Here is a 12,736-nt window from a genome sequence, read left to right on the forward strand (position 1 = left end):
CCGCAGACACGCCGTGTCGCCGCTCTCACACGGTTTACGGAGGTTCACCGGCACCGAGCCCGGGCCGATAGCGTGATCGAATGACGCGCATCCCTCCCGCGCGTGGATTCTCGGACGGCCAGCGTTGCCGCGTCCACGTGTACGACCTCGCCACCGGCGATGACCGCATCGTCTTCGAGCACGCCAACGTGCTGCTCGAGGCGCCGAACTGGGCGGCCGAGGGACTTCTCCTCAACGGTGGCGGACTGCTGTGGTCGCTCGATCCGGATGCCGCGGACGCGACCCTCATCCAGGTGGAGCTGCCCGGCGTCCCGACGCTCAACAACGACCACGTGCTCGTGCCCGGCACCGACGACATCCTGCTCTCGGCGAACGACGGCCAGATCTACCGCGCTCCGCGTGCGGGCGGCACGGCCGTGCGGATCACCGACCCCGACGACCCGCACTGGCACTTCCTCCACGGTGTGCGCCCGGACGCGGGTCGCATCGCGTACACCGCGCTCGAGCTCGCCGACGGTCGCGCGGTGCAGGGTGGCATCCGTGTGGCGAACATCGACGGCAGTGACGACCGCGCGATCACGCCCGGACAGGTCGCCGACGGCAGCGAGTGGTCGCCGGACGGCGAGTGGGTTTACCTGAACACCGAGGTGTTCTCGCCAGGGCACGCGCAGATCGCACGGATGCGCGAGGACGGCAGCGAGCTCGAGCAACTGACGTTCGACGAACGGGTGAACTGGTTCCCGCACCTTGCCCCCGGCGGAGAGGCGACCGTGTATCTCAGCTATCCGCCGGGGACGCAGGGGCACCCGGCCGACCTCACCGTCGAGCTGCGCGTCGTTCGGGGCGACGACTGGGCGCATCCGCAGACGGTCGCGACGCTCCCCGGCGGGCAGGGCACGATCAACGTGCACAGCTGGTCGCCCGAAGGCGCCCGCTTCGCGTACGTGGACTACCCGTTCGGCTGAACCCCGAAGACCCTCGCCGCGAAGCGCTCGCCGATGAGGGCGTGCGCGTCCGGACCCGGGTGGAGCGCGTCGGGGAGCGGCATCCGCTCGGCATCGGCTTCGCCGTAGAGGCCGAGCCCGTCGACGAGGTGCAGGTTCGGGTCATCGCGTAGCGCGGCGACCTCGGCGAGGGCGTCGCGGATGACCTCGAGGGTGAGTCGGCCCATCACGGTGTCGCCCTCGGTGCCGGTGGCGACGAAGCGCAGGCGCCCCTCGGCGAACGACGCGGGGTCGATGCTGCCGGGGCCGGGCGTTCGTTCGTGGATGCCGCACCAGATCGGGGTGACCAGGTGGAGCGGGGTCTCGGGGTGGCCGTCGCGGATCGTGTCGAGGAAGCCGTGCACGGCGGGGACGAACGCGCGGAGCCGCATCGCGTCGGCGTTCACCACGTTGATGCCGAGCTTCACGCTGATGACGTCGGCCGGGGTGTCGCGGATGACGCGGGCCATGAACGGGTCGACCTGCGCGCTGCCTCCGAACCCGAGGTTGCGAAGGTCGAGTCCCGCGCGGCGGGCCGCGATGACCGGCCACGTCGCGCTCGGGTCGGTCGCGTTCGAGCCGTGGCTGATGGAGCTGCCATGGTGCACCCAGCGCGGCCGCTCGGCCTCGTCGGGCGAGACCGGTGCGTCGGCGCGGAGGGCGGTGAGCTCGATCGCCTCGTTGTGCGGCAACCACAGTTCCACGACCTTGTCGCGCGGCGGGAGTCCGCTGACGTGCACCGTCTGCGCGGGACCCGCAACGAGCGTGCGCTCGCCGGTGCGCGGGTCGGTGTCGATCGTGTCGCCGCCGACGAGGTCGATGTGCGCGAACAACTCGCCGTCGACGAGCACGTCGACGCGGCCTCGGGGGCGTCCCACGCTGAGTAGCGTCGATCGCGTCGCGTGCAGGTCGAGTTCGATGACGGTGGCCGCTGTCTGCAGTGCGATGCGCACGCCGGCGGGCTGCGACTGCGCCCCGAGCAGCTGCGGGTCTGGGAACTGTGTGCGCACCCAGGCGGGGAGCCGGTGCATCCGGACCCCACGAGCGGTCGGTTCGAGTTCGGCGAGGCCGCGGACGAGGGTCGTGTCGATGGGGATCGTGATCATGCGGGGAGCTCCGAGGGCCACGTGTCGAGTGCGCGGTCGAGGGCCGCGATGGTGTGTCGCCACGAGGCGTCTGTCGACTCGTTGCGGTGTGCGAAGGCGTCGGCCGCTTCCAGTGCGAGGGAACCTGCGAGCGCGCCGCTGACGAACCGGACGGCGTGGACACGCTGGCCGGCCGAGATGCCGTACGCATCGACGACGTCGAGCAGGTGGCTCGCCATGCGGGATGCCGCCGCAGTGGTGCGCTCGTCCGGGCTGACGGGTTGCTGGATGAGCGACCAGCGCGCGGGCCGGGCGAACGCGTACTCGCGCTGCGCGTCGGCGAGGGCCTCGAGTGCCGCCGGGCCGGTCCTCGCGTCGATCGCGGTGTCGACGGCGTCGGCAAGCTCGTCGAGGATGAGTGCCTGCACAGCGCCGCGGAGTGCGCCGAGGTCGCGGACGTGGCCGTAGAGACTCGCGGTCCGCACGCCGAGTCGGCGAGCGAGCGCAGACATCGAGAGTGCGTCGGCGCCGCCGGCGTCGACGAGGTCGCGCGCGGCGTGGATCACCGTGTCGGGGGAGAGGTTGGCGCGTGGCATCCTGCAAACCTACACCCTTTAGGTTTGTCAATGCGCGTCGCCGTGCGATCTGGGTGAGATGCTGAAACCGAGATCGATCGGAGGGCTCATGAACCGTATTCGCTCGACCGCTGCGGCGGTCGCTGTGGCGTCGGTGCTCCTACTCGCGGCATGCGCGCCAGAGCCGGGGTCGACCCCGACGGTCACGCCGTCCGAGTCCGCCGTGCCGTCGCCCTCGGCGTCACCGTCACCGTCGCCGACGGCATCGGAGTCGTCGGCGCCATCGCCATCGCCGACGGCGGAGCCGCCGGTCGACACCGAGATGACTGCGGGGCAGGCGGGCGCGCTGTGCGTCGCGAAGCACCGCGACGAGCCCATCGAAGAAGGCATCACCCAGATCGGTGACCCGACCGCCTACGAGCGATACGTCGAGCCGCACTGGTTCGTCACCGTCCCCGCGGAGAACGAGTTCGGACCACTCGTCCAGCTGTGCGTTCTCGGCGGAACCGTTGATGCCCCCGTCTGGCAGTCGGTCGCCAATGTCAGCGCCGACGAGGTGGACGACGCCTACATCGAGCGCCAGCGCTCCACCAATGAAGAGTTCTGAGCCTCAGTCGCAGCGCTCGAAGAGGTAGGCGGGGTCGTCTGGCGTGACGAGGTCGCGGTCTCGGAAGACGACGGATGCCGGTGTCTCGGGGTCGGCGCAGACCTCCTCGAGGCTCCGCGGCGCGTTGTCCGGGTACTCGATCGCGAGCACGTGGTCGCCGTACACCTCGGTGTAGGCGCCGCATTCCTGGTACGCCGCGCACTCCTCGACGACGGCGAAGTCGAATCCGGCGCGGGCGTGCAGCGTCGCGGCATCCTCTGCAGCGTTCTTCTGCCCGGCGGCGAGCCCGACGTCGTGCGCGGTCTCGACGAAGCGAGTGGCGAGTGCGACGGCGTCGTCTCGGCTGAGCGCGCCGTCGGTGCGCGTGTACGTGTCGAGGTTGTCGAACTCGACGGCGTCGAACCCGTCGGAGGCGCAGTCGCGGATCCACGGGCCGACGATCGCGGCGATCTCGTCGACCTGCCGAGTGTCGAGAATCGCCTCGTCGGGCCAGTCCGGGTCGAACACGATCTCGCCGTCGGCATCGTGGAGGAGCAGTTCCTCGGGCCACGCGTCGAGCTCGCCGGGTTGCGTCTGGAAGCCGTTCACGTAGCAGACCGAATAGACGTCGTCGACGGATGCCGCGGCGCGGTCGCGTCCGACGATTTCGACGCCCTCGGGTGGGTTGTACGCGCCGCCGAGCTGGTAATCGAGGTCGCCGCCGACGGGCGGGAGCGGGATCCCGCCCGGTGGATCGTGCGGCGGCTGGGCGGCACAGCCGGTGAGCAGGAGTGCGACGGCGGCCAGCGCCGCAACGGTGCGACGGGACATGTGGGGGTCCGAACGGCCGGTGGCGAGGGTGCCCCCGACAGGATTCGAACCTGCGACCTGCCCTTTAGGAGAGGGCCGCTCTATCCTGCTGAGCTACGGGGGCGTGCCTCCAGGATATGCCGCATCGGCGCCGGGGATCTGCGCGCAACTCGGTGCGCGTGCACCGTCGAAGCCGAACGGCAGGGCACAGTGGGGAGGTGGCCCACGTCTCTGCACTGTTCCGGTATCCGATCAAGGGCTTCACGCCCGAGCCTCGCTCCGAGCTCGTCGTGCAAGACGACGGTCGGGTCGCCGGCGACCGCGTGCTGGCATTCCGGTTCGCTGATGCGACGGAGCCGGAGGATGCCTCGGGTCTCGACTCGTGGCCGAAGAGTCGAGGCCTCGCGCTCATGGACTTCCCCTCGATCGCCCAGGTCGATGTCATCTTCGACGCCGGCGTCGTACGGCTGCGCGAAGGCGGGCGGACGTTGGCCGAAGCAGAACTGGACGACGCGGGCCGGGCGCAGCTCGAGGCGGCGATCACAGCGTTCATCGAGCGGACCGCCGATGTGAAGCTGCTGCAGCGCCCGGGTGTGCTGCCGCTGCGCCTCATCGGCGACGGGCGCACGTCGCGATTCCAGGACCGTGCCCGCGGGTACGTCTCCCTGCACGGCGCGGCCTCGGTCGAGGCAGTGGATGCCGCCGTCTCTGCCCCCGTCGACGACCGGCGCTTTCGTTCGAACATCGTCGTCTCCGGCACGACACCCTGGGAAGAGCTCGGCTGGTCGGGCCGTGTTCGCATCGGCGAGGTCGCCTTCGATGTGCAGCGCCCGATCGGTCGGTGCGCCGCCATCACCGCGAACCCCGACACCGGCCGGCGCGACGCGCGGCTGCTGCGGGTGCTGACGACCGAGTTCGATCAGGACGAGCCGACGCTCGGCATTCTCCTGCTGCCGTCACATGGCGGGGGAGTCGTGCGTGTGGGCGACGAGGTCGTCATCGAGACGTGAGCCGGTGCGACCTCGGGCCGGGGTTGCAGCGGTGGACCGAGCGACGATTCGCATCCGTGTGGCAGCTAGCCTGAGCCCCGTGCCCTTCGCTCTCGCGCTCACCGTGATCCTCGCCCTCCTCGCCGTTTTCCAGATCGCCCTGGCGCTCGGTGCGCCGCTCGGACGCTTCGCGTGGGGCGGGCAACACCGCGTGCTCCCGACGGGGCTCCGCATCGGCAGTGCGGTTTCCGTGATCATCTACGCCCTCATTGCGACGATCGCCTGGGATCGAGTAGGCGCGATCGACGTGTTCCCAGATGGCGTCGCAGCCGTTGCCGCGTGGGTCGTGTTCGCGTACTTCGTGCTCGGCATCGTGATGAACGCGATCTCGCGGAGCGTGCCCGAGCGCGTCGTGATGGTGCCCGTCACGCTCGTGCTCGCGGTGCTGTCGTTCCTCATTGCGGTGGGGTCCGGTGAGCTCGCGACACCCGCGACGATCTCCGGACTCTCGTGAGAGAGTCTCATCTGATCTGGGCTGAAAGCGTCCGTTCGGGCGCCGTCAATGTCGGAGGCTCTCACCACAATTGAGGGTATGACGACGACCGGCGACCCGCGCGAACTCGAGGTGCATCTCGCCGCGCTCGCCGACCTCGTCCATGACGCGGCGAGCTTCGAACGCCACCTCGCGGCGATCCAGATCGCGCAGTTGCGGCTGCTCGCGCATGCCGGCCGCCTCGCCGAGGCGCAGGCCGCGGGGTCGTCCGCGAACGTGCGCGACCACGACATGGCACTCCGCTCGATCGCGGCGGAACTCGGCGGCGCGCTGCGCGTCCCCGATCGCACGATGCAGCGCCGCATCGCCGCCGCCCGCACGATCGTCGAAGACTTCCCGATCTCGCTGAAGGCCTGGGAACGGGGCAAGATCACGCGCGGCCACGTCGACGCGATCGTCGCCGCCGGCACGGCGCTGCCCGCTGAGACGCGCCCTTCGTTCGAGCTCGCGGCGCTCGAGCGGTGCGAGGGGCGGACGCCGAACCGTGTGCGGGCCGAACTCGAGATCCTCGCGTACCGCATGCACCCGCGGTCGTTCACTGAGCGACACCAGGATGCGGCGGCGGGTCGATGCGTACGCCTCATTCCCGGCCGCGACGGCATGTCCGACCTCGTCGCGACCCTGCCAACCGCGCTCGCGGAAGGCATCCACGACCGTCTCACCCGACAGGGTCGCGCGATCATCGACACGCGAACCGAGCGAGCGGATGCCGCCGGTAGCCGGGGCGACGTGGTCGCCACTGATGCCCGCACGATGGACCAGGTCCGTGCCGATCTGCTCGCAGATCTCCTCCTCGCCGGAACGCCCGCGATGGATGACACCCGCGACACCTCTGCCGGGCCGCTCGGGAAGATTCGGGCGCGGATCCAGGTCGTGATCCCCGCATCCGTGTTCGCGGGGTCGGAAGAGCCGTGCGACCTCGTCGGACGGTCGCCGATCGACGCTGAGACGGCCCGCGTCCTCGCGGGCGGCAACGCGATGTGGGAACGGCTCGTCACCCATCCCGTGACCGGGACGGTGCTCGCCGTCGACTCCTACCGGGTGCCGTCAGCGATGCGGCGCTATCTCCAGGCACGTGACCAGCACTGCCGGTTCCCGGGATGCCGCCAAGCCGCGGTCCGCTGCGAGATCGATCACAACGAAGATCACGCCCTCGGCGGCAAGACCGCGACCTGCAACCTCTGTCATCTCTGTCAGCGACATCACTCGATGAAGCAGTTCACCTGTTGGAGGGTCCGACAACTGTCGGGTGGTGTCCTCGTATGGACCTCACCCCTCGGCAGGATCTACAGAGAAGACGCACCGACTCCGGCCGTCGCCTTCACCCCTGCCGTGCCCGCTGGCTCCGCGGCATCCGCACCGTTCTGACGACCCTTCTCAGCGACCGACCATCGCCATTCCGGCGTCGTTGTAGCGATTCCCGCTCACGGGAACCTGCTCGGTCAGTGCGTTCAAGAGCGCGACCTCGTCCGCCGAAAGAGCCACCGTTGCGGCCGCGGCGTTCTCCTCGACACGCTCGATCCGGCGCGTCCCCGGGATCGGGGCGATCCATGGCTGCTGCGCGAGCAGCCATGCCAGCGCGATCTGGCCCGGCGTGGCATCCTTCGCCGCCGCGAGATCGCGAACGGTGCCTAGCAGGCGCTGGTTCGCGGCGAGGTTGTCCGGTTCGAACCGCGGCACCCGATTCCGGATGTCGCCGTCGCTGAACACCGTCGACGTGTCGACCGTGCCCGTCAAGAACCCCTTGCCGAGCGGGCTGAACGGCACGAAGCCGATCCCGAGCTCCGCCAACGTCGGGAGCACCTCAGCCTCGGGGTCTCGCGTCCACAGCGAGTACTCGCTCTGCACCGCGGTCACCGGCTGCACGGCGTGCGCGCGACGGATCGTCGAGGCGCCCGCCTCCGACAGCCCGAAGTGCCGAACCTTGCCCTCGGCGATCAGTTCCCCGACCGTCCCGGCGACGTCCTCGATCGGCACATCCGGGTCGACGCGGTGCTGATAGAACAGGTCGATCACGTCGGTCCGCAACCGGGCGAGCGACGCGTCGGCGACCCTGCGGATCTGCGCCGGCGTCGAATCCAAGCCGGCCATCGCACCGTTCTCGATGCGCCACCCGAACTTCGTCGCGATGACGACGTCGCTGCGAACGGGGGCGAGTGCCTCGCCGACGAGCTCCTCGTTGACGTAGGGTCCGTACACCTCCGCCGTGTCGATGAACGTGATGCCGCGCTCGACTGCGCCGCGGAGTACGGCGATCATGTCGTCGCGCGAACCGGGGTTCGGGCCGTAGCTCATCGACATCCCCATCGCGCCGAGTCCGATCGCCGAGACCTGCAGTCCCTGCCCGAGTGTCCTGGTGTGCATGATGGTTCCTTTCCTCGCTGCCACGGTAAGGCCGGGCCGGGCCACAATGGGAGGGTGCGTCAGACCGGTACCGGTGCAACCTCCCACGCGCGCCGCCCGATCCGAACTCCCGGCGGTGACGAACAGCATGTGTGACCACAGCGATCTCGATGCGCCCTCGTGACGGGCGACGCGGGGCTGCGCTCGTCGCAGACGAACGCATGCTCGGCCTGCGCCGGCGAGTGGTGGCCACCTCGTACGGACGCGTCGTCGCGAGGATCAGTCCCGTCACGGGCGACACCGCGCTGGTGCTGCTGCACGGCGCCGCGGGATCATGGACGACCTGGACCCCGCTCCTTCGCGTCGCGGAACGCGCCGGCACGCCGCTCACCGGCGTCATCGCACTCGACCTGCCCGGATGGGGCGAGTCGGCGCCGACGCGGAACCCGATCGACGTGCCGACGATGAGCGCCATCGTCGGTGAGGTCGTGCAGGCCCTCGGCTACGAACAGCACATCGTCGTCGGCCACTCGCTCGGAGGGTTCCTCGCGCTCGACATCGCGGCCGGCGAACCGAATCGCACCAGGGGTGCGTTGCTCGTCTCCGCCTCGGGACCCGCCGTGATCGACGCAATCCGGCGCCCGGTGCGCGGGGGACTGCGACTGCCCGGCTTCGCTGGAATGCTGCTCGTCATGCGCGGCCTCGCCGTGATCGGTGCAACGGGAACCGCGTTCGTGCGCGCCCTCGGGAGGGGAGGATTCCTCCGACCGCTGAGTGCGCCCCTGTTCGCGCACCCCGCCAGAGTGCACCGCTCCGTCGTCGACGCGCTCGCCGGCGAGATCCGGCCCGCGTCGTTCGCCGGTGGAGCGGATGCCGCGGCGTCGTACGACCTCGAGCGTTGGCGCCGAATCGGCTGTCCGGTCAGAGCCGTCTCGGGCGAGCGCGACGTGTTCGTCGCGGACAGCGACGCCGCCGCCCTCGCCGAGCTGATCCCCGACTTCACGCACACGACCCTTCCGGACGCCGGACACTTCGCCGCCGTCGAACGCCCCGAGCTCGTGCTGCACGAACTCCGCATCCTCATCGAAGGGCTGCCCGTATGAAGACGATCGTGATCACCGGTGCAAGCGATGGCATCGGCGCCGCGGCATCCCGTCGTCTCGTCGAACGCGGACACCGCGTCGTCCTCGTCGGTCGGTCTGCTGAGAAGACTGCGGCGCTCGCCGCCGAGCTGCGGATGCCGCACCACGTCGCCGACTTCGCCGACTTCACGCAGGTCCGCAGGCTGGCTGACGAGCTGCTGACCGCCTACCCACGGATCGACGTGCTCGCGAACAATGCCGGCGGGATCTTCGGTCCGCGCCGGCTCACGGTCGACGGGAACGAGCAGACGTTGCAAGTGAACCACCTCGCGCCGTTCCTGCTGACGAACCTGCTCCGCGAGCGACTCGTCGAGAGTGCGGCATCCGTCGTGCAGACCTCCAGCGCGGCAGCGCGCCTGTTCTCACGGTTCGACCTCGACGACCTGCAGGGTGAACGGCGGTATTCCGGGCAGCGTGCCTACGGCAACGCGAAGCTCGCCAATATCCTCTTCACCCGAGAGCTGCAGCACAGGTGGGGGAGCGACGGCGTCGCCGCGGTCGCCTTCCACCCGGGCGTCGTCGCAACGCGGTTCGCCGCCGACGTTCCCGGTCCGTTTCGGTTCCTGTACCACAATCCGCTCGCGCGCCGACTGCTTTCGACCACCGACGAGGGCGGCGCGCGACTCGTGTTCCTCGCCGACGGGAGTCCCGGTGTCGATTGGTTGCCGGGCGGGTATTACGAGCGCGACCTGTTGACGCGGTCGCACCGACTCGCGACCGACGAGGAGGTCGCAGCGGAGCTCTGGCGGCGCAGCGCCGACCTCGTCGGCATCTAGACGTCGACGGTGGTCAGGAGCCGGAGCTGACGCCGGAGGGTCTCCGTCACATCGATCGCGTCGTGGTCGTGCATCCACTGCAGCTGCGCGCCGTCCCACACCGCGAGGGTGGTGACCGCCGCGAACTCGGCGTCGACGCCCGGCCGCAGGAGTCCGGCGGCAGCCATCGCGGCGAACGCGGTGGTGAACTCGGCCCGCACCCGCGCGTAGCGCTCGGAGCACCGACTACATCGACGTCCTCCTCCTGCACCGACCCGACGCGCTCGTGGAGCCCGACGAGGTCGCGGCCGCGTTCGACGAGCTCGAGGCGGCGGGCAAGGTCCGCGCGTTCGGCGTCTCCAACCACACGCCGCGTCAGATCGACGTGCTCCGCACCGCGGTCCGACAGCCCATCGTCGCCAACCAGATCCAGCTCTCGATCACCCATGCGCCCACCGTCGCGCAGGGCGTCGCGATGAACATGGCGGGTGAGACGCAGGCGCAGACGTTGGATGCCGGTGGCGTCATCGACTACTCGCGAGTCGAGAAGATCACCCTCCAGGCATGGTCGCCGTTCCAAGCCGGCTTCTTCAACGGGGTTTTCCTCGGTTCGCCGGAGTACCCGGAGCTCAACGCCGTGATCGACCGCCTCGCCGCCGCGTACGACGTGCCGACGATCGCGATCGCCACCGCATGGATCACGCGGCATCCGGCCGGCATGCAGGTCGTGCTGGGCACGACGAACCCCGACCGGGTGCGCGCCGCCGCACAGGGCTCCGACCTGCACCTCACACGTGCCGAGTGGTACGATCTGTTCCGCGCCGCCGGCTACCGCGTCCCCTGATCGTCAGGGTGCACTTCGGAACCCGGGTGCCGTCGCCACGGCGGCGGCATCGCGCAGCGCATCGACCACCGCGTGCAGCGCCGGCAGCGCCGCGCCCGGGCGGGTGAGTGCGACCACCCGTCGCGGCGGCTCGCCCGCCAACGGGACCGCCGCTACGGCAGGGTTCCGGCTCGCGGCCAGCGCGAGCGCGGGAAGGACGGCGACCGCGAGGTCGTCGGCCACCAGCGCCTGCACGACCACATAGTCATCGGTGCTGTGCCGGATGCCGGGAGCGAAGCCGTGCCGCGCCGCGGCGTGGAGCAGGTGCCGTCGGCAGTTCACACATCCGGCGACCCAACGGGCGTCGGCGAGGTCGTGCAGGTCGATCGCCGTGGCATCCGCGCCGGGGTGCGACCGGGGGAGGACCGCCAGCATCGGATCGTCGCCGAGCGGGACGGCGACGAAGCCGTCGCGATCGAGCTGCTCCTCGACGTACTGGAAGACGATGGCGATGTCGCAGTCGCCGCGGGCGAGTGTCCGCAGTGCCTCTGGCGGTTCGAGTTGGGTGAGTTCGAGCTCGAGCCCGGCCCGGTCAGCGGCGAGAGCGCGGACGGCGGGCGACACCAGAGTCGCCATCGCCGAGGGGAACGCCGCGACCCGAACGACCCCCGACTCCGCGTCGGCGTGCGCTCGCAGCGACCGGTCGGCGTCGCGGAGCACCGCCGCGACGGCATCGCCGTGCCGGAGCAAGTCGATCCCCGCTGGCGTGAGCTCGATGCCGCGACCGCGGCGGGCGATCAGCGGCACGCCGTGCACGCGCTCGAGTCGTCGCACGTGCTGACTCACTGCGGGCTGCGTCCAGCCCAGGGCGTCGGCGGCAGCGCTCATCGAGCCGTGACGCCCGACGGCGCGGAACACCAGCAGCGACCTTGGGTCGGTTCGCGGCTCCGCGTCGGGTTCGACTGCGAACCGAGTGTCGTCGGCGTGACTCATCGCTGACCTCAAAGCTGTGATTCGGTTTCGTCCAAGAACTCTGGCGTAGACCTGACATCATCGCATCTCGAGAATCGGAGTATGAAGACAATCGGCATGCTCGGCGGGATGAGCTGGGAATCGACGGAGCTCTACTACCGCCTCGCGAACCAGCACGTGCGTGAACGCGTCGGCGGGCTGCATTCGGCCCCGATCTTGCTCGACTCCGTCGATTTCGCCGAGGTCGCCGGGCTGCAGCGGGCTGGGGATTGGGACGCGGCCGGACGACTCCTCGCGGGCCGTGCCGAGCGGCTCGCGGCGGGCGGCGCCGACCTCATCGTGCTGTGTACCAACACCATGCATAAGGTCATCGACGACATCGAGCGTGCGGTCGACGTGCCGGTCGTCCATATCGCGGATGCCACCGCTGCGGCGATCGCCGCCCGCGGCATCCGTCGGGTCGGCCTGCTGGGCACGGCCTTCACGATGGAGCAGCCGTTCTATCGCGAGCGCATGGCCACCCACGGGATCGAGGTCGTCGTGCCGGATGCCGCGGACCGTGCGCTCGTCCATCGGGTGATCTTCGACGAGCTCGTCCATGGCGTCGTCGACCCGGACTCACGGCGTGCGTTCGCCGAGATCGTGGACCGCCTCGTCGCGGCGGGCGCAGACGGCGTCATCCTCGGGTGCACCGAGATCGAGCTGCTCATCGGGCAGGACGAAATCGATGTGCCCGTGTTCCCGACGGCGGCGATCCACGTCGCGGCGGCAGTCGACCTCGCGCTCGCCTGAGTGCGGCGTTACTCGACCGGGCGGCCCTCTGCGATCCAGGCGCCGGTCCCGCCGTCGACGTTCGTCGCCTCGACGCCCTGCTGCTCGAGGAAGGCGACAGCGCGACCGCTGCGGACGCCCGCCTGGCAGATGACGTGCAGGTCGTCGAGGTCCCGCAGCTCGTCGACGTAATTGGGCACGGTCGACAGCGGGATGTTGCGTGCGCCCGGCACGTGGCCCGACGCGAACTCGTCCGGCTCGCGGACGTCGATCAGGTTCGCGGGTGCGGCGTCGGCCAACTGCGCGGTCGTGATGGAGTGCATGTGCCCATTCTCGCGCACCGGGAGGG

15 protein-coding genes, 1 tRNA gene and 1 pseudogene are annotated in these 12,736 nt (G+C 70.2%); 9 read left to right on the forward strand and 8 right to left on the reverse strand.

Going from position 1 to position 12,736, the window contains the following annotated elements; genetic code table 11:
* The first annotated feature begins 80 nt into the window (after positions 1-80).
* Positions 81-965, forward strand: a complete 885-nt coding sequence (locus QNI14_RS01485; RefSeq protein ID WP_283714413.1) for a TolB family protein — start codon at positions 81-83, stop codon at positions 963-965.
* Here QNI14_RS01485 and QNI14_RS01490 read toward each other — a convergent pair.
* Together QNI14_RS01490 and QNI14_RS01495 are read right to left on the reverse strand one after the other, a co-directional pair.
* Positions 950-2,089, reverse strand: a complete 1,140-nt coding sequence (locus tag QNI14_RS01490) for an SGNH/GDSL hydrolase family protein (RefSeq protein WP_283714414.1) — start codon at positions 2,087-2,089, stop codon at positions 950-952. The two genes, QNI14_RS01485 and QNI14_RS01490, sit on opposite strands and share 16 nt — an antisense overlap.
* A complete protein-coding gene (locus QNI14_RS01495; RefSeq protein ID WP_283714415.1) occupies positions 2,086-2,664 on the reverse strand; it encodes a TetR/AcrR family transcriptional regulator in 579 nt (192 codons plus the stop codon). Before QNI14_RS01495 ends, QNI14_RS01490 begins: the two co-directional genes overlap by 4 nt.
* 88 nt (positions 2,665-2,752) lie before the next feature.
* On the opposite strand from QNI14_RS01495, the gene QNI14_RS01500 reads away from it, so the two are divergent.
* Positions 2,753-3,250, forward strand: a complete 498-nt coding sequence (locus QNI14_RS01500; protein WP_283714416.1) for a hypothetical protein — start codon at positions 2,753-2,755, stop codon at positions 3,248-3,250.
* A gap of 3 nt (positions 3,251-3,253) precedes the next feature.
* Here QNI14_RS01500 and QNI14_RS01505 read toward each other — a convergent pair whose 3' ends face one another.
* Together QNI14_RS01505 and QNI14_RS01510 are read right to left on the reverse strand one after the other, a co-directional pair.
* Positions 3,254-4,060: an endo alpha-1,4 polygalactosaminidase gene (locus QNI14_RS01505; protein ID WP_283714417.1), complete on the reverse strand. Its 807-nt coding sequence runs from the start codon at positions 4,058-4,060 to the stop codon at positions 3,254-3,256.
* Positions 4,061-4,089: 29 nt separating this feature from the next.
* Positions 4,090-4,163, reverse strand: a tRNA-Arg gene (locus QNI14_RS01510).
* A 94-nt stretch (positions 4,164-4,257) separates the two neighbouring features.
* On the opposite strand from QNI14_RS01510, the gene QNI14_RS01515 reads away from it, so the two are divergent.
* The 3 genes from QNI14_RS01515 (at position 4,258) to QNI14_RS01525 (ending at position 6,949) form a co-directional block, all read left to right on the forward strand.
* Complete coding sequence (locus QNI14_RS01515) at positions 4,258-5,049, forward strand: MOSC domain-containing protein (RefSeq protein ID WP_283714418.1); 792 nt, start codon at positions 4,258-4,260, stop codon at positions 5,047-5,049.
* A 79-nt stretch (positions 5,050-5,128) separates the two neighbouring features.
* Positions 5,129-5,542, forward strand: coding sequence for a hypothetical protein (locus QNI14_RS01520; RefSeq protein ID WP_283714419.1), 414 nt, complete (start codon positions 5,129-5,131; stop codon positions 5,540-5,542).
* Positions 5,543-5,620: 78 nt separating this feature from the next.
* Positions 5,621-6,949 (forward strand): HNH endonuclease, encoded by a 1,329-nt coding sequence (locus QNI14_RS01525; protein ID WP_283714420.1) that lies wholly within the window; start codon positions 5,621-5,623, stop codon positions 6,947-6,949.
* A gap of 9 nt (positions 6,950-6,958) precedes the next feature.
* Here the strand turns inward: QNI14_RS01525 and QNI14_RS01530 are convergent, their stop codons facing one another.
* Positions 6,959-7,945 carry an aldo/keto reductase gene (locus QNI14_RS01530; protein ID WP_283714421.1) on the reverse strand — a complete coding sequence of 329 codons (987 nt, stop codon included), beginning with the start codon at positions 7,943-7,945 and terminating at the stop codon, positions 6,959-6,961.
* 131 nt (positions 7,946-8,076) lie between these two features.
* On the opposite strand from QNI14_RS01530, the gene QNI14_RS01535 reads away from it, so the two are divergent.
* Both QNI14_RS01535 and QNI14_RS01540 read left to right on the forward strand, forming a co-directional pair.
* Positions 8,077-9,027, forward strand: coding sequence for an alpha/beta fold hydrolase (locus tag QNI14_RS01535; protein WP_283714422.1), 951 nt, complete (start codon positions 8,077-8,079; stop codon positions 9,025-9,027).
* Positions 9,024-9,842 (forward strand): SDR family NAD(P)-dependent oxidoreductase, encoded by an 819-nt coding sequence (locus QNI14_RS01540; RefSeq protein WP_283714423.1) that lies wholly within the window; start codon positions 9,024-9,026, stop codon positions 9,840-9,842. Before QNI14_RS01535 ends, QNI14_RS01540 begins: the two co-directional genes overlap by 4 nt.
* Here the strand turns inward: QNI14_RS01540 and QNI14_RS01545 are convergent.
* Positions 9,839-10,042 carry a TetR family transcriptional regulator C-terminal domain-containing protein gene (locus tag QNI14_RS01545; RefSeq protein WP_283714424.1) on the reverse strand — a complete coding sequence of 68 codons (204 nt, stop codon included), beginning with the start codon at positions 10,040-10,042 and terminating at the stop codon, positions 9,839-9,841. The two genes, QNI14_RS01540 and QNI14_RS01545, sit on opposite strands and share 4 nt — an antisense overlap.
* 11 nt (positions 10,043-10,053) lie before the next feature.
* On the opposite strand from QNI14_RS01545, the pseudogene QNI14_RS01550 reads away from it, so the two are divergent.
* Positions 10,054-10,665 (forward strand): annotated as a pseudogene (locus QNI14_RS01550) (aldo/keto reductase); the annotation flags it as partial.
* Positions 10,666-10,668: 3 nt separating this feature from the next.
* Here the strand turns inward: QNI14_RS01550 and QNI14_RS01555 are convergent.
* On the reverse strand, positions 10,669-11,637 hold the full coding sequence (locus QNI14_RS01555; RefSeq protein WP_283714425.1) for a LysR family transcriptional regulator: 969 nt from the start codon (positions 11,635-11,637) through the stop codon (positions 10,669-10,671).
* 81 nt (positions 11,638-11,718) lie between these two features.
* Between QNI14_RS01555 and QNI14_RS01560 the strand changes: the two genes are divergently transcribed.
* The gene (locus tag QNI14_RS01560) at positions 11,719-12,408 is read left to right on the forward strand and encodes an aspartate/glutamate racemase family protein (RefSeq protein WP_283714426.1); all 690 of its coding nucleotides are present in this window, start codon (positions 11,719-11,721) and stop codon (positions 12,406-12,408) included.
* A gap of 8 nt (positions 12,409-12,416) precedes the next feature.
* Here the strand turns inward: QNI14_RS01560 and QNI14_RS01565 are convergent, their stop codons facing one another.
* Complete coding sequence (locus QNI14_RS01565; protein ID WP_283714427.1) at positions 12,417-12,710, reverse strand: rhodanese-like domain-containing protein; 294 nt, start codon at positions 12,708-12,710, stop codon at positions 12,417-12,419.
* Positions 12,711-12,736: the final 26 nt, after the last annotated feature.

The organism is Microbacterium dauci (assembly GCF_030065535.1).
Taxonomy (GTDB): Bacteria; Actinomycetota; Actinomycetes; order Actinomycetales; family Microbacteriaceae; genus Microbacterium; species Microbacterium dauci.

What these genes read in the sequence shown, in the direction of transcription:
- QNI14_RS01530 (WP_283714421.1), bottom strand. Translation starts at nt 7,945, where the DNA reads ATGCACACCAGGACACTCGGGCAGGGACTGCAGGTCTCGGCGATCGGA.
- QNI14_RS01555 (WP_283714425.1), bottom strand. Translation starts at nt 11,637, where the DNA reads ATGAGTCACGCCGACGACACTCGGTTCGCAGTCGAACCCGACGCGGAG.
- QNI14_RS01500 (WP_283714416.1), top strand. Translation starts at nt 2,753, where the DNA reads ATGAACCGTATTCGCTCGACCGCTGCGGCGGTCGCTGTGGCGTCGGTG.
- QNI14_RS01490 (WP_283714414.1), bottom strand. Translation starts at nt 2,089, where the DNA reads ATGATCACGATCCCCATCGACACGACCCTCGTCCGCGGCCTCGCCGAA.
- QNI14_RS01505 (WP_283714417.1), bottom strand. Translation starts at nt 4,060, where the DNA reads ATGTCCCGTCGCACCGTTGCGGCGCTGGCCGCCGTCGCACTCCTGCTC.
- QNI14_RS01495 (WP_283714415.1), bottom strand. Translation starts at nt 2,664, where the DNA reads ATGCCACGCGCCAACCTCTCCCCCGACACGGTGATCCACGCCGCGCGC.
- QNI14_RS01485 (WP_283714413.1), top strand. Translation starts at nt 81, where the DNA reads ATGACGCGCATCCCTCCCGCGCGTGGATTCTCGGACGGCCAGCGTTGC.
- QNI14_RS01540 (WP_283714423.1), top strand. Translation starts at nt 9,024, where the DNA reads ATGAAGACGATCGTGATCACCGGTGCAAGCGATGGCATCGGCGCCGCG.
- QNI14_RS01560 (WP_283714426.1), top strand. Translation starts at nt 11,719, where the DNA reads ATGAAGACAATCGGCATGCTCGGCGGGATGAGCTGGGAATCGACGGAG.
- QNI14_RS01565 (WP_283714427.1), bottom strand. Translation starts at nt 12,710, where the DNA reads ATGCACTCCATCACGACCGCGCAGTTGGCCGACGCCGCACCCGCGAAC.
- QNI14_RS01525 (WP_283714420.1), top strand. Translation starts at nt 5,621, where the DNA reads ATGACGACGACCGGCGACCCGCGCGAACTCGAGGTGCATCTCGCCGCG.